The sequence below is a fragment of the Limnospira sp. genome (assembly GCF_051859755.1).
GTDB classification, from domain to species: domain Bacteria; phylum Cyanobacteriota; class Cyanobacteriia; order Cyanobacteriales; family Microcoleaceae; genus Limnospira; species Limnospira fusiformis.
This window is the reverse complement of sequence record NZ_JBIMLI010000089.1, coordinates 1-21,171: the sequence shown is the minus strand read 5'-3', so window position 1 is coordinate 21,171 and position 21,171 is coordinate 1. Positions and strand designations below refer to the sequence as shown.

General features: G+C 45.9%; 14 protein-coding genes and 3 pseudogenes. 13 read left to right on the top strand and 4 right to left on the bottom strand.

Features of this window, described 5'->3' with window-relative positions:
• From ACTIE0_RS15485 to ACTIE0_RS15435, 11 genes and pseudogenes are all read left to right on the top strand, one after another.
• Nucleotides 1-68, top strand: a pseudogene (locus ACTIE0_RS15485) (zinc ribbon domain-containing protein); the annotation flags it as partial.
• Between the two features lie 285 nt (nt 69-353).
• On the top strand, nt 354-2,192 hold the full coding sequence (locus ACTIE0_RS15480) for an iron uptake porin (protein WP_006667955.1): 1,839 nt from the start codon (nt 354-356) through the stop codon (nt 2,190-2,192).
• 34 nt (nt 2,193-2,226) lie between these two features.
• Nucleotides 2,227-4,035, top strand: coding sequence for a GTPase HflX (gene hflX, locus ACTIE0_RS15475; RefSeq protein ID WP_006621741.1), 1,809 nt, complete (start codon nt 2,227-2,229; stop codon nt 4,033-4,035).
• A 121-nt stretch (nt 4,036-4,156) separates the two neighbouring features.
• Nucleotides 4,157-5,818 (top strand): hypothetical protein, encoded by a 1,662-nt coding sequence (locus ACTIE0_RS15470; protein ID WP_006667956.1) that lies wholly within the window; start codon nt 4,157-4,159, stop codon nt 5,816-5,818.
• A gap of 15 nt (nt 5,819-5,833) precedes the next feature.
• The gene (locus tag ACTIE0_RS15465) at nt 5,834-6,826 is read left to right on the top strand and encodes an AAA family ATPase (protein ID WP_039932026.1); all 993 of its coding nucleotides are present in this window, start codon (nt 5,834-5,836) and stop codon (nt 6,824-6,826) included.
• Nucleotides 6,816-8,000 carry a hypothetical protein gene (locus ACTIE0_RS15460; protein WP_006667958.1) on the top strand — a complete coding sequence of 395 codons (1,185 nt, stop codon included), beginning with the start codon at nt 6,816-6,818 and terminating at the stop codon, nt 7,998-8,000. The genes ACTIE0_RS15465 and ACTIE0_RS15460 overlap by 11 nt, the downstream gene beginning before the upstream one ends.
• A gap of 41 nt (nt 8,001-8,041) precedes the next feature.
• Complete coding sequence (locus tag ACTIE0_RS15455) at nt 8,042-8,332, top strand: nucleotidyltransferase family protein (protein ID WP_006667959.1); 291 nt, start codon at nt 8,042-8,044, stop codon at nt 8,330-8,332.
• Nucleotides 8,329-8,679: a HepT-like ribonuclease domain-containing protein gene (locus tag ACTIE0_RS15450; RefSeq protein WP_006667960.1), complete on the top strand. Its 351-nt coding sequence runs from the start codon at nt 8,329-8,331 to the stop codon at nt 8,677-8,679. The genes ACTIE0_RS15455 and ACTIE0_RS15450 overlap by 4 nt, the downstream gene beginning before the upstream one ends.
• Nucleotides 8,663-8,974, top strand: coding sequence for a nucleotidyltransferase family protein (locus ACTIE0_RS15445; protein ID WP_006667961.1), 312 nt, complete (start codon nt 8,663-8,665; stop codon nt 8,972-8,974). Before ACTIE0_RS15450 ends, ACTIE0_RS15445 begins: the two co-directional genes overlap by 17 nt.
• Nucleotides 8,975-8,997: 23 nt before the next feature.
• The gene (locus tag ACTIE0_RS15440) at nt 8,998-11,052 is read left to right on the top strand and encodes a HEAT repeat domain-containing protein (protein WP_439516929.1); all 2,055 of its coding nucleotides are present in this window, start codon (nt 8,998-9,000) and stop codon (nt 11,050-11,052) included.
• Between the two features lie 889 nt (nt 11,053-11,941).
• The gene (locus tag ACTIE0_RS15435) at nt 11,942-12,499 is read left to right on the top strand and encodes a Uma2 family endonuclease (protein WP_006667963.1); all 558 of its coding nucleotides are present in this window, start codon (nt 11,942-11,944) and stop codon (nt 12,497-12,499) included.
• A 4-nt stretch (nt 12,500-12,503) separates the two neighbouring features.
• On the opposite strand, the gene ACTIE0_RS15430 is transcribed toward ACTIE0_RS15435, so the two are convergent.
• Nucleotides 12,504-14,906 (bottom strand): heavy metal translocating P-type ATPase, encoded by a 2,403-nt coding sequence (locus tag ACTIE0_RS15430; protein WP_006667964.1) that lies wholly within the window; start codon nt 14,904-14,906, stop codon nt 12,504-12,506.
• A gap of 143 nt (nt 14,907-15,049) precedes the next feature.
• Here ACTIE0_RS15430 and ACTIE0_RS15425 point away from each other — a divergent pair, with 143 nt between their 5' ends.
• Nucleotides 15,050-16,384 carry a methylglyoxal synthase gene (locus ACTIE0_RS15425; RefSeq protein ID WP_006667965.1) on the top strand — a complete coding sequence of 445 codons (1,335 nt, stop codon included), beginning with the start codon at nt 15,050-15,052 and terminating at the stop codon, nt 16,382-16,384.
• A 3-nt stretch (nt 16,385-16,387) separates the two neighbouring features.
• On the opposite strand, the gene ACTIE0_RS15420 is transcribed toward ACTIE0_RS15425, so the two are convergent.
• The 3 genes and pseudogenes from ACTIE0_RS15420 to ACTIE0_RS15410 form a co-directional block, all read right to left on the bottom strand.
• The gene (locus ACTIE0_RS15420) at nt 16,388-18,151 is read right to left on the bottom strand and encodes a hemolysin family protein (RefSeq protein WP_006621754.1); all 1,764 of its coding nucleotides are present in this window, start codon (nt 18,149-18,151) and stop codon (nt 16,388-16,390) included.
• Between the two features lie 277 nt (nt 18,152-18,428).
• Nucleotides 18,429-19,088 (bottom strand): hypothetical protein, encoded by a 660-nt coding sequence (locus tag ACTIE0_RS15415; RefSeq protein ID WP_006667966.1) that lies wholly within the window; start codon nt 19,086-19,088, stop codon nt 18,429-18,431.
• 782 nt (nt 19,089-19,870) lie between these two features.
• A pseudogene (locus tag ACTIE0_RS15410) lies at nt 19,871-20,494 on the bottom strand (group II intron maturase-specific domain-containing protein); the annotation flags it as partial.
• A 164-nt stretch (nt 20,495-20,658) separates the two neighbouring features.
• Here ACTIE0_RS15410 and ACTIE0_RS15405 point away from each other — a divergent pair.
• Nucleotides 20,659-21,096, top strand: a pseudogene (locus tag ACTIE0_RS15405) (IS4-like element ISAtsp3 family transposase); the annotation flags it as partial.
• Nucleotides 21,097-21,171: the final 75 nt, after the last annotated feature.

Genomic DNA, 21,171 nt, shown 5'->3' with positions numbered 1-21,171 from the left:
CTGTTACCTTAACGGGTAATAGTGCTATCGTCGCATTGTCCGGGAACAACCGGAAAAATGTCGCGTAAATGTATCAGGTATCGGAACGGGGCAACAATGTTGGGAGGCTTAGGCCACTTGTACCAACGAACTGCTAGGGAAGACCAAGGAAACAGGAATGCCTTATCGCAAGGTAAGGAAGCCCTCATCGTAATCTTGGATTCGATGACGGGAAGATGTCAGAATAAATTGGTTATATTATAGACCTGGGCTTCGCGAAGGCGAATCTAGGGTGTATAAAATAGCGAGGGGAGGTTTTGATCTCCTCGTTGCGAAACCTTATCAACCAAGTTATCCGTGTGAGGAGAGAGAGAGTGTCGAAACGATCATTAAATCTTTGGCTGCTCAGTCCAGCAGTATTGGGAGCTAGTCTATTAGCCTCTCTACCTGCGGTGGCGGAAATTTCGGCTACTGAGACAGGAGAAACAGAATTAACGACAAACAACGCTATCACGATCGCATCTATTGAGGATGTCACAGCCGAGTTACCCCAGCAACTAGCTCAAGTTCCGGTTAACCCCCATGCTGGCGGTGTATTTTCCCAAGGTAACTCAGTCGCGGACCGTGGCACAGAAATTCCCCTCGCTGACCTAGATGCTCCCAGTTCCGATGGGAATACGCTAAATCAGCTCAATCAATACGGTAGAGAAGGACAAAGCCGGAGACAGTCTCAGGTGACTTCCGTTTCTCAGTTGTCCGACGTACAGCCTACAGATTGGGCATTCCAAGCACTCCAGTCTTTAGTTGAGCGCTATGGTTGTATTGCAGGTTATCCAGATGGGACATTCCGAGGAAACCGTGCCTTAACCCGTTTTGAATTTGCGGCGGGGGTTAACGCCTGTTTAGAAAGGGTTAACGAATTAATTAACGCCGCCACAGCCGACCTAGTGACTCGGGAAGACCTGGCGAAAATGCAGCGACTGATGGAAGAGTTCGCGGCGGAACTAGCCAGCATTCGCGGACGGGTAACCGTGTTAGAAGCTCGTACTGCGGAATTGGAAGCTAACCAATTCTCCACCACTACCAGGCTGCATGGGGAAGTAGTATTTTGGCCGGGTGATAGCTTTGGCGATCGCGCTAGACATAACGCGGCAGGAGGTCCCTTTAGCCGCCGCAATAGTGACCCGACCGAAACCTATCTTGGCTATCGAGCTCGTCTGAACTTTGATACCAGCTTCACCGGTCAAGACCTATTGAGAACCCGTCTGCAAGCGTTAGATATCCCTAACCTCAGTAACGACGAGCTGACCAATAGCCTGATGGCTCGGACTGCTATTGATGGCGATTCCAATGGGGTAGAGCTAGATGCTTTGTTCTACCGTTTCCCCGCCTTCAATCGTCGGGCGCAGTTCTTTATCGGTGCTAACGGCCTTGCTTTAGATGACACTATGGAGGTGATCACCCCCTTGAATAGTGACAGCACAGGCTCAATTTCCCTGTTTGGTCAGCGCAACCCTGCCACTTTCCGGGGTCCAGAAGGAGCCGGGGTAGGGGCTAACTTCGCCTTTGGCAATCAAGACCGTTACCGATTGAATCTGAGTTATTTAGCTGCTAACGCATCCGATGCTACTGCTGGGAATGGCTTATTCAACGGTAGTAATACAGCATCGGCTCAGTTTGTGTTTGAACCGACGGAAAAACTGGTATTTGCGGTAGAATATGCCCGCAAGCATTTCACTAACGGCGGTGTAGAGGTAGTAGAGGTAGCTGGCGGGACTGGTAGCTGGATTGCCGATCGCCCCTTTGGTGATAATGCGACCACCAGTGATAACCTAGGTTTCCAATTCAATTGGCGGGTGGCTAACAGCTTCCAATTAGGAGGTTGGTTCGGTGCTACCTGGGCTAACCAACAGAATAATGGCAGTGATAGCGCGGCCATTCTCAACTGGGCGGTAACTCTTGGTTTCCCCGATTTACTGCGAGAAGGCGACACAGGCGCATTAATTGTGGGAATGCCTCCTAAAGTGATTTTCCATGACAGACCAAGCCTAGAAAATCGTGATACTTCACTGCACATTGAAGCCTTCTATCACTTCCCCTTCAGCGAGTATATTTCCATTACTCCCGGAGGATACTTCATCACCAATCCCGGTCATAACGATCGCAATGCCAACATTTTCGTAGGAACCCTGAGAACTACATTCCAGTTCTAACCCCAGTTCCATTCAGATATTAGCAGATTGAGTTTTGAGCGACCCCATATCGGTTCTCAAAACTCATTTTTTTGTTATATTTTGGGAAAATGTTAAGCAACCAAAAGGAGCGCCTATCGAAACCATACACGGAAACCTGCAAGGTCTCAAACCGAGTCAGCTTAAACAACTGCAACGCCTGTACCATCAAAAACTACCAGGCGATCGCATTACTACTTCAGAATTTGCCCAGCGACTCGCCGGGGTAAGTACAGACATCAAAGAGCCAGTCTGCGCCTATATAAACCGTCGTGGGCAGGTGATTAGGGTGGGAGTAGGCACGGTCAGTCAGACCCGCATTCCTGCCCTAGAATTGCCCCGCTATGGTAATGGTCGCCTCAGTGGTATTCGGTGTATAGCCACCCAGTTAAAATCTGATGTACCTAGGGAGTCAGTCTTAACCGCCATGGCTATGCAACGGTTAGATGTTTTGGCGATTTTGACCCTGACCGGAAGCGGGTTTGAACGTCGTGGGGGGGGTGGGACAGGTTATGTGAAAGAAGCCTATCTCGCCCATTTGTTACCCCAAGGGGAAGGGGAAAACCAGACCCAACTTGATAGTCCTCTGGCTCCAGTACCCTATTATGTTTCATCCCCCATGAGTCTTGATGTTCTCTCTAACCAAGATTTCCTGGATTTGGTAGATGGACTAGAAGCCGAATTTCAGCGGGAATTTGTCGCCCTTGATGTCAACTCTGACCAAGATAGGGTGCTATTGGTGGGGGTACAAACTGACAAAATTTCCACCCAGAGATTTGAAGAAGGGTTAGCCGAATTAGCCCGCCTGGTGGATACGGCGGGGGGTATTGTCCTGCAAACTCTTCGCCAAAAGCGATCGCGTCCCCATCCCCAAACGGTAGTCGGAGAGGGAAAAACCCAGGAAATTGCCCTGGCGGCGCAAACTCTGGGGGCGACCTTAATTGTTTTCGATCGCAGTTTATCTCCGGCGCAAGTCCGTAATTTGGAAACCCGCATTGGAGTCCGAGTAGTCGATCGCACGGAAGTTATCCTAGATATTTTCGCCCAACGCGCCCAGTCTGGGGCGGGAAAATTACAGGTTGAACTGGCGCAGCTAGAATACAGTCTACCGCGTCTCACCGGAAGGGGTCAGGCTATGTCTCGGTTAGGTGGTGGTATTGGTACTCGTGGACCTGGGGAAACTAAACTAGAAACGGAAAGACGGGCCATTCAGCGGCGCATCGCCCGCCTTCAGCAGGAGGTTAACCAACTACAGGCCCATCGCGCCCGTCTCCGCCAACGTCGCCAACGCCAGGAGGTTCCTACATTGGCTATTGTGGGTTATACGAATGCGGGTAAGTCTACTTTGCTTAATGTTCTCACCGCTTCGGAAATTTACGCGGCTGACCAATTATTTGCTACTCTCGACCCCACTAGCCGCCGCCTAACTATCCCCGATGCGATTACGGAAGAACCCCAAAATATTGTAATTACTGATACGGTGGGGTTTATTCATGAATTACCCCCAGCTTTAATTGATGCTTTTCGCGCTACTTTAGAGGAGGTGACTGATGCTGATGCGCTGCTGCATTTGGTAGATTTATCTCACCCGGCGTGGCAGGCACAAATTCAATCGGTGATGGAGATTTTAACTCAAATGCCGATTACTCCCGGTCCGGCTTTATTGGCTTTTAATAAAATCGATTCTGTGGATGGGGAAACTCTCCGTTTTGCCCAAGAAGAATACCCCCAAGCTGTATTTATTTCGGCTGCTAATGCCCTCGGTTTGGAAACTCTCCGCCGCCGCATTGCACAGTTAATTGATTATGCGATCGCTAATCAATAAGAGACTTCCAGAAACCCGGTATCTCCCAGAAACCCGGTTTCTCCCAGAAACCGGGTTTCTTTTCCCAGTGTCTTTTCCCAATTGTGGTATCATCGGAATACTTCCTAATCAGTAGTTACTTATGACCATTGGGCGATCGCTTTGTCGCGTAGCGATTTATGGGGGAATATGTTTTGGGGCTTCCGTCTTATTACCCGAGTTGGCTATCCCGGTCGCTTTTTTATCGACTGAGAAAGGTCAAGACATATTGACCAAAGTGGGCGAAATGATTAGCGGTGTGACGGCGGGTAATACGGCTAATGCAATTGATAACTTTGACCGAAGCAGAGGTTCTGATTACGTTAGGCTAGAGAATGAGGATTTAATTCGCGTTTGTGGAAAGGCGATCGCGCAAATTATTCATTTGGCTGCCCAAAATTCTAATAACCCCTATTCCAAGCATCTGAAAATGATAGCCGCCAAAGCCACAGAAAACTGGGTAGAATTGGCGCGTTCTGAATTTGCTCAATCGAAATATCAAGAGTTAACCGAGGGAGAAATTCCCTTAATTATTACCCCCACAGAAGAAGGGTTAACTCAAGCGGAAATTTTGACCGTTGAAGAGTGGCGGACTATTTTAGCCAAATTAGATTTAATGGCGGTAGACTCAGCCGAAGGCGTTGATTTGCCGGATTATGTGCGCCAATATGTAGCAGAATTACTGTACAAAGAATTTCCGCGAGTTTTACGAGAAGCATTAAAACAGGACTTTAAAGCCGATGGTAAAGCCTTTGCTGGGTTAATGCTTCAACTCATCACAGGAATTCGGCAACAAGTAGCCCAACAGGGTGAAATTGCCCTAATTTCCTTGGCAAAACTCGAACAGATAGAACAGCAGTTAACCGGAACCGAACAGCAGCAGGAAAGAATCTCCGAAAAAATCGATGAGCAATCCCAAAAGATAGACTATATGATTGAGTTAATTCAACCTCACCCCAGCGAAAGGATCGAAAATAAATTACGTCAAGCCTTGCTGGAACTAGATTATAGTGAGCAAGTTAATTTATTTAAGGAGTTTTTAGATAATGATGGAATAGTGGGGGCTTTTTTGATTCATGGTTCAAATAAGTCCGAACCCCATTGGTTGGCAACTTCTCTCATAGAAAATGTTCTCCATGTACAAGTTGAGACAAGTCATAGATATAATACATCAGATGCTATTATAAATCTCAGTTTTGTGGGTAACACTCAAAGTCGTTGCTTAAACAGTATTCTGAGGCAAATTAGTGAAAAATTGAGACTTGAAGTGCCGGGATATTCAGTTGATCGTGTTGTTCAAGAAATCTGTAAAATTTGGAAACGTAACACTATAATTATACTTATTGAAGTTGAAGAAAATATAGACTCCAGCTTTCTGGAAGAATTTATTGATAAATTTTGGCAGCCTCTCGCCAAATATGCCAGGGAACAAAGAGAACTATCTTCTCATGACTACAATCATAGCTTAATGTTATTTATGCTTGATGTAGACGGATGTACCCAGAGTTGGGATATCAGTTTTACAGAAGATATTACATCAGAGCAAATACCTGAGATTCCCATCAAATTGACACAAATTAAACCCATGAAAATAGGGCAAGTAAGGCAATGGTTACGCACCCATTTTTCTAAAGATAAAATATTATGGGGATTGACAGAAAACCTCCCTCAAGAAATGCTGATAATAGACCAAACAAACATCTATCACAAAGATTTTATCTATACAATTTGCAAGAGGCTTGAAGTTGACATTAAATGGAGATAAAATCGATAATTTATTATGGAAGTCTTTGATATGGATGACAGAGTGAATCAACCAATGTCTAATCAACACTATACCGGAAAAAAGCATCCTCCTAAAGACCATAAGGAGAATGGACAGCGAGTTTATCCCTATTTACCCAGTGATGAACTTGTGGAAGCCGTTAATTTAGCCATTACTTTACAGCGTCCTTTGCTGCTGCAAGGTGAACCCGGTTGTGGTAAAACTAAATTAGCCCAAGCTGTCGCCTATGAGTTGGAATTACCCTATCTCTGCTGGACGATTAAATCCACCAGTCGCGCACAAGATGGCCTCTATACCTATAATAACTTAGCCAGACTGCGGGACTCTCAATTACTGGGGTTAGGTCAAATTACTGACCCCGAAGAAATCCGGCGGGTTAAAGACCCTAAAACCTATGTAGAATTGGGTAAACTTGGGGAGGCTTTTCTCAGCGATAAACCTACCGTTTTATTGATTGATGAAATTGACAAGGCGGATATTGATTTCCCCAATGATTTATTATTGGAGTTAGACGAAAAACGCTTCTCTATACCCGAAACGAAAAAGGAAAAGACGGCTAGACATTCTCCGATTATCTTTATTACCAGTAATCAGGAACGAGATTTACCCGATGCTTTTTTAAGGCGCTGTTTATTTCATTATATTGAGTTTCCCAAAAAAGAACGGTTAATTGAGATTATTATGGCTCGGGTTTTTGGGGTTACACAAGATAAATCAACGATTCCTGAAAATGAAAATGAGTTGATTGAAGCAGCGGTGGATAAGTTCCAGGAGTTGCGGGAATTTTTGCGGGAGGAAAAAGGAGAAAGGGGTAAAAATATCAGTACCAGTGAGTTGATTGATTGGTTTGAGGTCCTGCGTCAATATCCTCATGATGAGGTGCTGAAAAAGTTACAGGGTCCACTTCCCTATTTAGGGGTTTTACTGAAAACTTGGGATGACCACCGACTTTATTTAAGCAAATCTAGGGGGAAGGATGAAAGTTAATGATTTACCCCTGCGAGAGTTATTTGACAAGCTGCGTCAAGCGGGTTTTGTGTTGGGGATTGATGAATATGAACTGCTGTTAGAAGCCTTGATGAAAGGGTTTGGCATTGAGGATGAAGCGGCGTTAAAAAGACTCTGTAAAACTTTGTGGGTGAAGTCGGTTGAAGATGAAAAAATTTTCAATTCTTATTTTGAGAAGGTGATGTCTCAACCCCTTGAGAATCCATTGGTCACAGTCGAGAAACCTACTCCCGCCAAACCAGCGATTCCTACTACACAGCCGCAGGTAAAACAGGGAAAAACGACACCCACATTACCTCGAAATGATGAGAGGGTATCACCGGATAAATTACCCCCGCCTGAACCACGCCGTGACGAACCCCCACAGCCACCAACTCAGCCATCTTCGGAAGCTGAAAAATCAGAACCGGCTGAATCTGAATTTATGTTGCCAGAGGTGGCGGTAGAAATGGATGATGAGGTACAGTTACTGAAAACCATAACCAGTGAACAGTTTTTTTTATATTCGGATTATTTGCCGTTAACCAAAAGGGAAATGAAACAAACTTGGCGTTATTTACGGCTTCCGATTCGCGAGGGGCCATTGGTTGAATTAGATGTGACGGCAACCATAGAAAAAATTATCCGGGATGGGTTTTTCTTGGAACCAGTGTTAGTCCCCCGACGCAGGAATCTGGTTGAGTTGGTTTTGCTGTTGGATATTGATGGTTCAATGGTGGCTTTTCATCCTTTGGGGGATAGACTGAAAGACACTGCCACGCGGGGGGGAAAGTTGGGTGCATCGCGGGTTTATTATTTCCATAATTGTCCGGTGGATTATGTTTATGGGAAGCCGGGATATTCTGAGGCGGTGAGGGTGGAGGATATGTTGAGCGGATTATCTGCCAATCGCGTTTGTATGCTCATTTTTAGCGATGCTGGCGCGGCACGGGGGGGATATAGTGAAGATAGGTTACAATTGACTGAGAGATTCCTGCGGCAGTGTCAGCAACACTTACGTTATCTGGTTTGGGTGAATCCTGTGCCGAGAGAACGGTGGGCAATGTCCACGGCTGGGGAAATCGCTAAGTTAATCCCGATGTTGGAATGCGATCGCCTTGGGTTACAAAATGCCGTTAAGGTGTTACGGGGAAATCCAGTGAGTTGGTCATAAATCCTAGCATTTTTTCATCTAATTGTCAAGGGTATTATTGTATGAAACTCAAAGATGAATTACAACAAAGACGAGATGAAATTTTAGCGGTTGCACAACAGCATGGGGCGTTCAATGTGCGGATATTTGGGTCGGTGGCGAGGGGGGAAGAACAGGAGGATAGTGATATTGATTTCTTGGTGGAAATGAACAGTAATTGCAGTTTATTGGATAGAATTGCCTTAATCCAAGATTTAGAGGACTTGTTAAACCGAAAAGTTGATGTCACGACGGTTAAAGGTTTACGGGATTATTTTAGAGAACGGATTATCAATCAGGCGATTCCGCTATGACAGATGATGAAATATATTTACAAGATATTTATGAACGCATCTGTCGGATTGAGACTTATACAGAGGGAGGACAAACAGAATTTATGCAATCTCTTTTGATTCAGGATGGGGTGATTCGTAGTTTTGAAGTGATTGGAGAAGCAGTTAAGCGACTTTCTCAGGAGTTGAGGCAAAGTTATTCAGATATTCCTTGGCGCAGAATGGCGGGATTGAGAGATGTTCTGATTCACGACTACGAGGAAATTAATTTAGAAGAAGTTTGGAATGTTGTTGAACAGAATCTGCCTGATTTGAAGCGTAAAATATTAGTAATTTTATCGGCAATCAATCATGAAACTGAAGGATGAATTACAACAAAGACGAGATGAAATTTTAGCCGTTGCACAACAGCATGGGGCGTTCAATGTGCGGATATTTGGGTCGGTGGCGAGGGGGGAAGAACAGGAGGATAGTGATATTGATTTCTTGATTGATTATGATTTAGCCAAAATCTCGTCTTGGTTTCCGGTGGGACTAATTCAAGATTTAGAACAACTCTTAAATCGGAAAGTTGATGTGGTTACCACCAAGTCATTACATTATTTTATTCGGGATAAAGTTATAGCAGAGGCGATTAGTTTGTCAGATTTGGGCAATCATTGAATGATGAAAATGGACGGCATATCATGGAACTAGAAGCGGCTAAACGTCGGATTAATGCTTTTCAGAAAAGGTTTGGGGAGCCTCACCTTTTTTTGGCTTATCATGCGGCGTTACCGTTGGCGATAACTCCCGATTTGCTGTATCAGATTTGGGCGAATTTTCGGCGGGATATTCAGGATAAATGGCTCGATATTCCTTGGATTGCGGTTTCGGATTTAATTCTCTCCAGTTTGTGTGATGAGGTGGGGCATGAATTGTATGAAATGGATGCCACAGTCCGCCAAGAATTGTTAGACCAGTTGAAAGCTAATCCTCGATTTACAGAGAAACGCCTGAAGGAAGTGGCGTGTTTTTTATTGCAGTATGTGCAGAAAGATTTAAACAGTCAAGATAGTTATGACCGGGAGTTTGCCGAGTCGCAAAGTTGGGCGGCTTGGGCTTATGCCAAACCTCAGATATCAGTGGAGTTATTGGCGGCGGCTTTCCGGCGGGCATACCGAGAAAATCCTAGGGATTTGATGCGACTTTCGACGCTGACGGAGATGATTCATCAACCGATTCCAGAGTTTGACCGCCTGCGAATTTTTGCCAGGGCAATGGGGCATTATCGACGCAAGAAGTTTGAAAAAGCAAAGGCAGGGATCGCCCAGTTACCGCATGAGGGCGGGGTGGTTTCTGTGAGTAACAAGATTAAGATTCCCATTCCCCGTGAGTTGTTACCTGTTATTAAGACGGTTGAGGATGAAGAAATCGCTAAGTTGCTTGGAGTTATTGAAAATACTCAGGATGAAAATACCCGTAGGGAGGCGATCGCCAGTTTAGAAAAAATCGGTGTCGGAAGTCCTGAAGCTATTGCGGGGTTGGTTCAAATTATTGAAAATACTCAGGATGAAGATACCCGTTGGTGGGCGATTGAGAGTTTAGGGAAAATCGGTGTCGGAAGTCCTGAAGTGATCGCTGCGTTGGTTCAAGTTATTCAAAATACTCGGAATGAAGATACCCGGAGGTGGGCGGCTGAGAGTTTAGAAAAAATCGACCCCGGAAATCCTGAAGCGATCGCCGGGTTGGTTAAAGTTATTCAAAATACTCGGTATGAAGATACCCGTAGGCTGGCGGCTGAGAGTTTAGGGAAAATCGACCCCGGAAATCCTGAAGCGATCGCCGGGTTGGTTAAAGTTATTCAAAATACTCGGTATGAATATATCCTTAGGCGGGCAATTGAGAGTTTAGGGGAAATCGGTGTCGGAAATCCTGAAGCGATCGCTGCGTTGGTTCAAGTTATTGAAAATACTCAGGATGAATATACCCGTAGGCGTGCAATTGAGAGTTTAGAGAAAATCGGTGTCGGAAATCCTGAAGCGATCGCCGCGTTGGTTCAAGTTATTGAAAATACTCAGGATGAATATACCCGTAGGGAGGCGATCGCCAGTTTAGGGAAAATCGGTGTCGGAAATCCTGAAGCGATCGCTGCGTTAGTTCAAGTTATTCAAAATACTCAGAATGAATATACCCGTTGGCAGGCGGTTGAGAGTTTAGAAAAAATCGACCCCGGAAATCCTCAAGTTATTACTGGGTTGGTTCAAGTTATTCAAAATACTCGGAATAAAAATACCCGTAGGGAGGCGATCGCCAGTTTAGGGGAAATCGGTGTCGGAAATCCTGAAGCGATCGCCGGGTTGGCTCAAGTTATTCAAAATACTCGGAATAAATATACCCGTAGGGAGGCGATCGCCAGTTTAGAGAAAATCGGTGTCGGAAATCCTGAAGCGATCGCCGGGTTGGTTCAAGTTATTGAAAATACTGAGGATGAAGATACCCGTAGGCGGGCGGCTGAGAGTTTAGGAAAAATCGACCCCGGAAATCCTGAAGCGATCGCGGGGTTGGTTCAAATTATTCAAAATACTCAGGATGAATATACCCGTAGGGAGGCAATTGAGAGTTTAGGGGAAATCGGTGTCGGAAATCCTGAAGCGATCGCCGCGTTGGTTCAAGTTATTCAAAATACTCGGAATGAAGATACCCGTAGGCAGGCGATCGCCACTTTAAGAAAAATCGACCCCGGAAATCCTCACCTGTAAATCAAGCCGCTTTCACCCTTCACCGGACTTCCGAAACCCGGTGGCTTGTTGAGACTCTTAGAAACCCGGTTTCTCTAAGAAACCGGGTTTCTTTTCCCAGTAGCAGAGCGATCGCCACTTTAAGAAAAATCGACACCGGAAATCCTCATCTGTAAATCAAGCCGCTTTCACCCTTCACCGGACTTCCGAAACCCGGTGGCTTGTTGAGACTCTTAGAAACCCGGTTTCTCTAAGAAACCGGGTTTCTTTTCCCAGTAGCAGAGCGATCGCCACTTTAAGAAAAATCGACACCGGAAATCCTCATCTGTAAATCAAGCCGCTTTCACCCTTCACCGGACTTCCGAAACCCGGTGGCTTGTTGAGACTCTTAGAAACCCGGTTTCTCTAAGAAACCGGGTTTCTTTTCCCAGTAGCAGAGCGATCGCCACTTTAAGAAAAATCGACACCGGAAATCCTCATCTGTAAATCAAGCCGCTTTCACCCTTCACCGGACTTCCGAAACCCGGTGGCTTGTTGAGACTCTTAGAAACCCGGTTTCTCTAAGAAACCGGGTTTCTTTTCCCAGTAGCAGAGCGATCGCCACTTTAAGAAAAATCGACACCGGAAATCCTCATCTGTAAATCAAGCCGCTTTCACCCTTCACCGGACTTCCGAAACCCGGTGGCTTGTTGAGACTCTTAGAAACCCGGTTTCTCTAAGAAACCGGGTTTCTTTTCCCAGTAGCAGAGCGATCGCCACTTTAAGAGAAATCGACCCCGGAAATCCTCACCTGTAAATTAAGCCGGTTTCACCCCAGGGGTAAAATTATGTTATCATGGGAGAGTGTGGTCGGTCACGCTTTGAGATATAGCCTATCAATAAAATTCCTGTTGTGGTTAGGGTAAAAAATATGCTACAGTCAATGCTAAAATGGAGTTTAGACGATTATCATCACATGATTAAAACGGGGTTGCTGGTGGGTCGTCCCGTAGAATTCCTAGCCGGAGAAATTGTCGAAATGCCCCCAGAAGGTGAATCTCATGCCTTTTTTAGTCGCGCGGCTGGATCTTATCTTACTCGTATTTTAGCCGATCGCGCTTTAGTCAGTCCAGCCAAACCCATTACTCTCCCCAATAACTCCGAACCGGAACCAGATATCGCTATTGTTGCACCTTTGGGTCGGGAATATCTCAATCATCACCCCTACCCGGAAAATATTTTCTGGGTGATTGAATATGCGGACAGCAGCCTACTCAAAGATAAAACAGTGAAATATCATATCTATGCTGAGGCTGGTATTCCAGAATATTGGCTGGTGAATTTACAAACGGGAGAGTTGATTATTCACCGGGAACCGAGAGGACGGGAATATGGTTCTAAAATTACCCTCACTTCTGGAGAGGTTTCCCCCGTGGCTTTTCCTGATATTACTATTCCCGTGGAGGCGATAATTTCAGCCGTTATATAACCAGCTATTCCGGCTGGGATTTTATTGATGGGGGAAAATCGGCGGGGGTGAATTGGCGACGTAATAGTAGGGAATTGGTGACTACACTCACCGAACTAAAAGCCATAAATGCCGCTGCTACCGAGGGACTGAAAACTATACCAAAACCTGGTAGCAGGACACCCGCCGCCATGGGTAAACCGATGGTATTATAAGCAAAAGCCCAGAACAGATTTTGGCGAATTTTGTTGAATGTTTGTTGACTCAACCGAATAGACTCCACTACGTCACCGAGTGCGTCTCCCATGAGTACAATATCAGCAGTTTCGATCGCCACATCAGTTCCGGTTCCCAAAGCGATCGCTACATCAGCCTGAGCTAAAGCCGGAGCATCATTAATGCCATCCCCCACCATGGCTACCCGGTGTCCTTGCTGTTGGTAAGCAGCGATCGCCTTAGCCTTATCTTCCGGTCGCACTTCTGCCAGCACCGACCCCTCAGACAATTGTAGCTCCGAAGCGATCGCCTCGGCTACCGAAAAGCGATCGCCTGTGAGTAGAACTACATTTAACCCCATTTTCTGGAGCCGTTCCACCGTCATTTTAGCATCAGACTTGAGGCGATCGCAAATACCAATCACCCCCACCAACTCATCACCCACAGTCACATATACCACCGTTTCTCCTGGTGGAATTATCGATAACACCGACTCCGACAAAATCACCCCACAGCCGCTCAAACCTTCTGCACTACCCACCCAAACTCTCTCTCCATCGACCATAGCAGCCGCACCCAGCCCCGTCTGAGTCACAAAACCTTCGGCATCTATAATAGGCAGGTTACGCCCTTCTAAGGCTCTACAGATGGCGGTAGCGATAGGGTGATGGGTTCCCTGTTCCACCGCCGCCGCCAATTGCAAAATCCGGTCCTCACTAAAGCCGTGAGACAAACTAACGCAGGTAGTCACCTGGGGAGAAGCCGTCGTCAAAGTTCCCGTCTTATCAAAAACCACAGTGTGGAGTTGGTGAACCCTCTCTAGGATATCACCACCTTTAATCAATATACCTCGTTCCGCACCGATCGCAGAACCCACTAAAATAGCCGTAGGGGTAGCCAGTCCCAAAGCACAGGGACAAGCAATCACCAAAACAGCGATCGCCAATTTGAGACTCAATAGCAAAGGTGCATCAACCGCCAAATTCACCCCTCCCGAGGTCATCACCTCCGGCCAAATTTTAGTGCCAATTGTGTACCAAAAAATGAGAGTCAGCGTCGCCAAACCCATGACCAGATAAGTAAAATATCCCGCCACCTTATCCGCCAAAAATTGAATCGGTGCTTTGCGAGTTTGAGCCGTTTCTACTAAACTGATAATTTGGGCAACAGTAGTTTCTTCTCCCGTGCGAGTTGCCGCAATTATCAGCCCTCCCGACTGGTTTAAAGTTCCCGCAAAAACCATTAAATCCCGTTGTTTAGTCACTGGGAAAGACTCTCCCGTGAGCATCGACTCATCAACCGTACTACTCCCCATAATCACCCTACCATCAACGGGGATTTTCTCACCCGGAAAAACCTTAACCAAATCCCCCACCCGCACCTGTTCCGCCGGAACCTCCACCGTCGGAGATGACCAGGCGATCGCCGAATTTTCCTGAGTTAGTTCAGGTAGTTGTGTCGAGAGAATCACCTGAGCCGTTGTCGGTTGCAAACCCCACAAAGCCTCAAAAGCCCTAGCCGCCCTAATTCTTGCTTGTTGTTCCAGGGTTTTTCCCAGCAAAATAAACCCCAACAGCATCACAGGTTCATCAAAGAAACACTCCCAACCCAACCGAGGAAATAACAGAGCCACCAAACTCGCAGTATAGGCGCTAATAGTCCCCAATCCCACGAGGGTATTCATATTAGGAGCATTTCGCGCCAGACTACGCACGCCATCCACTATAAGCGATCGGCCTGGGAATAGTAAAGCCAAAGTGGCTAACCCCCAGTGAAACCAAATACTACTCACTAGGGGAAGCCCTCCCCAAGCTATATGATGAAAGTGACCTATTCCCGACAGAAAAATCAGCACCCCACAAATAATCACCCGCCCAATTTGGTCGCGCATTTCTTGGCGGTGACGTTCCTCAAAAGTCAGCTTTTGGTGAGCCGCAGACCCATAACGCAGTTGACTATTAAACCCCGTTTCTGTTAAAATATCGGCCAGTTTTTGTGGATCGACTGTACCGGGTTCACATTCAACCGTCGCCACTTCCGTGGCTAAGTTAACCCGAACAGCAATCACCCCCTGCTGCTGGTTTAGTTGACGTTCTACCGCCATCACACAACCAGCGCATTTCATTCCCCCAACATCCAAAATAATCGTCTGTGTGGGTAGGGTAGTCGAGGTTAACTGCTGCTCTGATGTAGTTTGGGGATTTAATTGCATAGATATGGATACCCTAGATATCAGCTAATTTTGAGTTTTTGGGGGAGAAACAGCCCGAAACCATCACGGGAATTGGTGAAACTTATGCCCAAATAATTGATAATTGTTGACTGTCTACTTTTAACTGTCAACTATAATCCCCCATGTCTACAACCATCGCCCTAATCGCCCATGATAGCCAACGAGAGGAACTTGTCAGCTTTGTAGAAGAGAATACTGTGGCTTTGTCCTTCTACGAACTAATCGCTCCAGAAAGGACCGCCCAATATCTCCTACAGGGAACGGGAGTAGAGGTGCAGGTGTTATCATCTCTCCATCACGGAGGAGATATTGAACTAGCCTATCGCATCCTACAGGAAACAGAAATCGCCGCTGTAATTTTCTTCCTCGATCCTGGTTTTAACTTATCCTCCCCCGAAATTCAAGTATTGATTCGCGCTTGTAACCTGCAAAATGTACCCCTAGCCACCAACCGCGCTACTGCTAGGGCTATGTTAAGCGGTCTCACCCGTAGTCGGTCGGCTTGTTTAATTTTTAACCCGGTTTCCGGGACGGGGAACTCCCAACAGGACTTGGTTTTGATTCGACAATTGTTAGAACCCCATATATATCTCAAGGTATCCTTCACAACTCCTACCATTAGCGCCGAACAGTTGGCTCAGGAAGCCGTTGAATCCGGGGTGGATATCGTTATTGCTTCTGGAGGGGATGGAACCGTCTCGGCGGTCGCTGGTGCGGTGATGGGAACAGATATCCCTCTGGGTATCATTCCGCGCGGGACGGCTAATGCTTTTTGTATGGCTATGGGAATTCCTGGGAATATTCGCGGCGCTTGTAATAATATTATCGCTGGGTTAATTCGCACAGTTGACATTGCTACCTGTAACGCGCGCCCTATGATTCTATTGGCTGGAATTGGTTATGAAGCCGAAACCATTGATAAAGCTGATCGGGAAACTAAGCAGCGTTGGGGCGCTCTGGCTTATATAATGGCGGGATTACAACAACTCGATGAGCAAGTCCTTTTTGATACGGAAATCGAGATTGATGGAACTATCAGCCGAGTTCGTTCTGGTGCTGTCACTATTGCTAATGCGGCTCCGGCTACCTCAATTTTAGCTCAAGGTTTGGGAGAGGTTATCCCTAATGATGGGAAGTTAGAGGTGTTGATTTTTGCTGCTAATCAAAACGAAAATCAGAAATTTACTAAAGTTAGGGCGATCGCTGGTATGGTAGAATTGTTTGGGTCGGCTTTGCTGAAAACCGGAACCCAGCGCGATCACATGATTGGGTTACGCGCCACTAACGTTAAGGTGAAAACTGAACCCCCTCAAAAAGTTGTCCTAGATGGTGAAATTATCGGGACTACACCCATAGAAATTCAATGTATTCCCAACGGGTTAAAGATTCTCGCACCGTCCGTTATTCCGCAAACCAGTGACCAGAACACTGAAACCTCAGAAAAGGCTGAGAGTTAACAGTTACCTCCCCCTCTCCTCTCCTTCTGTATCCTCAGAGTCCGAAGACTCCCAAAGTTCTGCGATCGCATCATCAACCTGGCTATTTTCTAAGGGGGAATTATCGGATATTTTGGGGGTATCATTATCGGGTGGGGGGGTGATTTCATCCATAGCCGTTAAACTATCGGCTTCCCTATCCTCATCGGCTTCCCTATCCTCAGAGTCTCCCGACTCCAACAGTTCCGCAATGGTATAATCAACCTCGCTTTTTTCTGATGGGGAATTATCCGATATTTTGGGGGTATCATTATCGGGTGGGGGGGTGATTTCATCCATAGCCGTTAAACTATCGGCTTCCCTATCCTGAGAGTCTGGCGACTCCAAAAGTTCCGCAATAGTCAGTTCAGCATCTGATGTAGTTTTAGGTCGCAACTGAGAGATTTGGATTTGTTCCAAACGGGGACCCTCGACTAACACCACCTTAAATTCTAGGTTGTGGTAGGTCAAGACTTCCCCAACGGCGGGGATTTTTTGCAGTTGATAGGTGAGAAAACCCCCCAAAGTTTGATACTCTTCATTTAAGGGTAAATCCAAATTTAACAGTTCGTTAACTTCCTCAACATCCAACTGAGCCTGGACTAAAAAAGTCTGGTCATCGACAAACTTAATATCCCCATCTTCCCCTTCGGCTAATTCCGAACCATCCCCAATAATTTCGGAGATTAAATCGTCAATGGTTACCAGTCCGGCTGTACCGCCAAACTCATCTACCACAATAGCCATTTCCTGTTGCGATCGCTGTATTAGGGGTAATAATTCACTGAGTAACATTTGCTCAGAAACAAACCGAGCCGCGCGAACCCAGGTTAAAATAGGTGTCTCCTCATCAAGCTGTCTTTCCGCTAAAGGTTTGGCTAAATCCCGAAAGTCTAAAATCCCCAAAATATCATCTAAGGATTCCCCCGTAATAGGGTAACGAGAATGGTTAGAAACTGCCATTTCTTCTAGGAGGTTTTGAAAGGTGGCGGTATGAGGAAGCGAGACAATACTGGTGCGAGGAATCATCACCTCTTCAGTGAGTACATCCCCAAATTCAAACACATTATTAAGTAGCTGTCTTTCCTCAGCTTCTAAACCCATGGATTCACTAGATGTAGTGATAATTAGCTGCAATTCTTCTGGGGTTACGCGGGTGTAAGGTTGTCCGGTGTAGTTAATTCCCAACAGACGCAATAACAGCCGGGTAGACTGATTTAAACACCAGACAAATGGCTTAAAAATTCGAGCGATCGCCAAAGAATAAGGGGCCCACATTCTGGCTATCTGTTCAGGATATAATAGCGCCAGAGATTTGGGGACTAATTCCCCCAGCACAATTTGCAGATAAGCCAGCATAAAAAAGGTGACAATGGAAATAGACAGGGAATGAGCCAGCCACCCTTGGAATTGGTATAAAGGAATTTGATTAAGTATCTGGCGAATCACCACCGCCATAGTTGATTCACCAATCCAACCCAAAGCCAGACTCGACAGCGTAATCCCAAATTGGGTAGTAGACAGCAATAAATCTATGCGTCTTTGTAATTGCTGAACCGTGATAGCAGGTAAATCTCCTTCATCCACTAACTGGCTAATTCGCGATCGCCTTACCGACACCATCGAAAATTCAGCCGTCACAAAAAAGGCATTAACAGCAATCAGCAAAAACACCGATAATAATCGCCCAAAAATATCCTGAGCCGTCAGCGTTAATCCTGATAAATCACCCAAGGAACTTGTATCCATACAATTAATAATTAATAATTAACAATTAATAATTATTAATTACAGCTTTTGGGGGAATCATGCCATAGGCTTTCACTCGTCCATCTCTCCCCCTGGGTGAGGGATTTAGGGATATGATGCTGGAGAAACTATCACTATATTTCATGCTTATTGTTGTGTTTATCGGATGTGCTTATCGGAAGCATAACAATTATTAATTGTTCATTATTAATTATTAATTGTTCATTGTTCATTGTTCATTGTTCATTGTTCATTGTTCATTGCTCATTGTTCATTGTTATTGTGCCACAGGAATACCCGACATTTGTAATTGCAAATTTTGTTCTGGATAGTCCGTTAAACTGATAGCCAGTTCCTGAACATTATCTAGCAAAGCCGTAGAGATAGCAATAGTTCCAGTATAAGTTTGAGTCCCTGGTGGTAGTTGACCAGGTAGAGAATCTACACTAGCACTTAAAGCACGTCCCTGGTCATCAGTTACATTCAGGAAACTATAAAGAAACCGCACTGATTGATCACTTTCGTTTTTGAGATTGACATTTAGCTGTAAAGAATTGCTGCGGCGTTGGGTGGAGGTGATTTCCATAGTGACACCCCCATCACTGCTAACAATAGGAAATGTAACTTGGTTAGTGGTTTCCGATCGCGCCTGATCCTCTTCTTTGGGTTTCTCCTGGGTTTGGGGTTGAGGAGGTGGGGTATCCGGATCAACACCCCCGGCTGCTATGCGTTTTTTGACTTGAGCGATAATATCTTCTTCTCTGAGGAGTTTTACTCCCTCTTGACGGGAAGATGAGTTATTAATGCGATCGCTAATGTTGCTGGGTCGCACGTCTGGCTGAGTGATTTCCTTGAGTGCATCACGACCGAGTTTATATCCTGTCGAAGAACTGAAGATACCCGCTCCAAACATCATAACCAGCAGTACAATTGTCATGATTACTGTTGAATTCAAGCTGATCTCCTGTGATACTATATATACTATGTGCGAGACGTTCAGGCATGAAATAGGGTTGTAATACCCAAAATAACCGCCTGGTGGGGACTCCAACCCCTCGGTTGGATATAAGGAGCGCACTCCTGACCATCCTCATAACTGTTTATATGTCCCGACGCTATGGTAGATAACTATTATAGCAAGGCAGGGAACTCAAGGTCATAAACCAACTGAGAAATCAGGGAGTAGAGAGTAACGGCGAAAGCCACCCCCAGTTTTGGGAATCATAACCCCAGGATTGAAGCGGAGAACGGAAGGCTCCGAGGTGTAACCCAACACCGGAATCGAGACCACTGCCAACCATCCATGATTAGGGAAACCGAATGTCCGGCTTGAACCATCGTAAATACAGAGTAGCGAAATAGGTTGACACGCTGCGATCAAAAGAGTAAGGAGAAAAAGTAGGAGGTTACCATTACTACCTACACAGACCTTTAAAAGTACCCCGGTGGAAAGGACAAATCTAACGATGGAATGCCCGTATAAACGGAACGTTTTAAGTCCTCCCGGACTCTAACTATCTGGTCGAGGTAGTTAGTAGTGACAAATGTAAGCGCAAGTCCTAGAGGATGTGAGATGTGACCAGAAGCCAACGCCCGGCTGTAATGGACGGGAAATGCTAACAGGTCACGGTTTGATTGTAAGATTAGGGGTCGAGAGTGAAGTCACCTTCATCCCCTCCCATTCAGAACCGTGCATGAAAGTTTCCCTTCACACGGCTCCTAGTCTGATTGTTCCATTGTTAAGGATACAGCGTTGGCGTTGTCAAATGCCGTTTTATCATCATGACAGTGGCGGTGTAATAGCTGAAGGTTTTTATATTCGTCCTTTCCACCGTGGTTTCGAGGTATAATGTGGTCTACTTCAACTAAATCCGATGGTGCAAAATATTGCCCACACCAAGAACACCTGCCTTTTTGCTTTTTGAGTAGCTTTGCTACTCTATTTGGCGTGTCGATTGCTTGTCCTTTCCTGGTTGCCCAGTAAGTCCAATTTCCGTCATATAGTGTTGCGTCAGGGCGTATTAGGGTGTGTCTAACAATCTGTGTCCAATTATGTTTCCATAGTTGAAGTCCGTCCTTAGTCTTGAATAACCAGGATTCCTGTCTTTCTTTCCCATGGCTAAGTTTAACCGTTCCTTTATGGAAGTAGTTTCCTAGCTTTTCATAGCTTGCCTTTCCGCATCTTGAGATTGTCCATGCCCGCAACATTTGCCAGATTATATTGTCTAGCTTACTGAAAGTCTCCATTGAGACGACCCCTGAGTAGTAATTTGACCATCCACGAATAATCGGGTTTAGTTTACTAATCAGGGCTGATTGAGGTGCTGTTTTATGTTGTTTAACTCAGTACAGGACAAAAAAGCTGAAAGTCTTAGCCAAAAGGGAATCTAGCCGAAAATTCTGAAGGGGGCGCTCCGGGCTGAGGTGAAAGTCGAGGGGTGGGGGGGTAGCGCCAAGTTGGGGTGAGAGGGTTACATCGGAATTACCACAAACCAAACTTCCCTCTCATGAACGAGCTTAACCGATTACGAGACACTTTGCGCCCTCACTTGCCCTGGCACGGGGCGAGATTAAACTTTGTCTGCCTGTTCCTGATGGCGCTATTCCAAACAAAGACGGTTAATCTGATGGAAATAGCGACTGTATTCGCAAATCCTGTGCAAATTTCCTCAAATTACCAGCGATTACAACGTTTTTTTCGGCAATTCAAATTTGACCGGGCAGAGATTGCCCGTTTCGTCGTTAGCCTCATTGACATTCCCCAACCTTGGACTCTTAGTCTCGACCGCACCTGTTGGTCTTTCGGTCAAACCCATTTCAACATCTTGATGTTGGCAGTCGTCCACGAGGGGATTGCCTTTCCCCTGCTGTGGACGATGCTTGACAAAAAGGGCAATAGCAACAGTGGCGAACGCATGGACTTATTCGACCGCTTCGAGGCACTATAGCACAAGACAGAACACTTAGGACGTATAATGGAGAGGACGAGATGACTAAGAAGACCAAAAATGCCAGCCCCC

Excerpts from the sequence above, each read along its gene's own strand:
- ACTIE0_RS15470 (WP_006667956.1), top strand. The coding sequence starts at position 4,157 with ATGACCATTGGGCGATCGCTTTGTCGCGTAGCGATTTATGGGGGAATA.
- ACTIE0_RS15465 (WP_039932026.1), top strand. The coding sequence starts at position 5,834 with ATGGAAGTCTTTGATATGGATGACAGAGTGAATCAACCAATGTCTAAT.
- ACTIE0_RS15460 (WP_006667958.1), top strand. The coding sequence starts at position 6,816 with ATGAAAGTTAATGATTTACCCCTGCGAGAGTTATTTGACAAGCTGCGT.
- ACTIE0_RS15455 (WP_006667959.1), top strand. The coding sequence starts at position 8,042 with ATGAAACTCAAAGATGAATTACAACAAAGACGAGATGAAATTTTAGCG.
- ACTIE0_RS15450 (WP_006667960.1), top strand. The coding sequence starts at position 8,329 with ATGACAGATGATGAAATATATTTACAAGATATTTATGAACGCATCTGT.
- ACTIE0_RS15445 (WP_006667961.1), top strand. The coding sequence starts at position 8,663 with ATGAAACTGAAGGATGAATTACAACAAAGACGAGATGAAATTTTAGCC.
- ACTIE0_RS15440 (WP_439516929.1), top strand. The coding sequence starts at position 8,998 with ATGGAACTAGAAGCGGCTAAACGTCGGATTAATGCTTTTCAGAAAAGG.
- ACTIE0_RS15435 (WP_006667963.1), top strand. The coding sequence starts at position 11,942 with ATGCTACAGTCAATGCTAAAATGGAGTTTAGACGATTATCATCACATG.
- ACTIE0_RS15430 (WP_006667964.1), bottom strand. The coding sequence starts at position 14,906 with ATGCAATTAAATCCCCAAACTACATCAGAGCAGCAGTTAACCTCGACT.
- ACTIE0_RS15425 (WP_006667965.1), top strand. The coding sequence starts at position 15,050 with ATGTCTACAACCATCGCCCTAATCGCCCATGATAGCCAACGAGAGGAA.
- ACTIE0_RS15420 (WP_006621754.1), bottom strand. The coding sequence starts at position 18,151 with ATGGATACAAGTTCCTTGGGTGATTTATCAGGATTAACGCTGACGGCT.
- ACTIE0_RS15415 (WP_006667966.1), bottom strand. The coding sequence starts at position 19,088 with ATGACAATTGTACTGCTGGTTATGATGTTTGGAGCGGGTATCTTCAGT.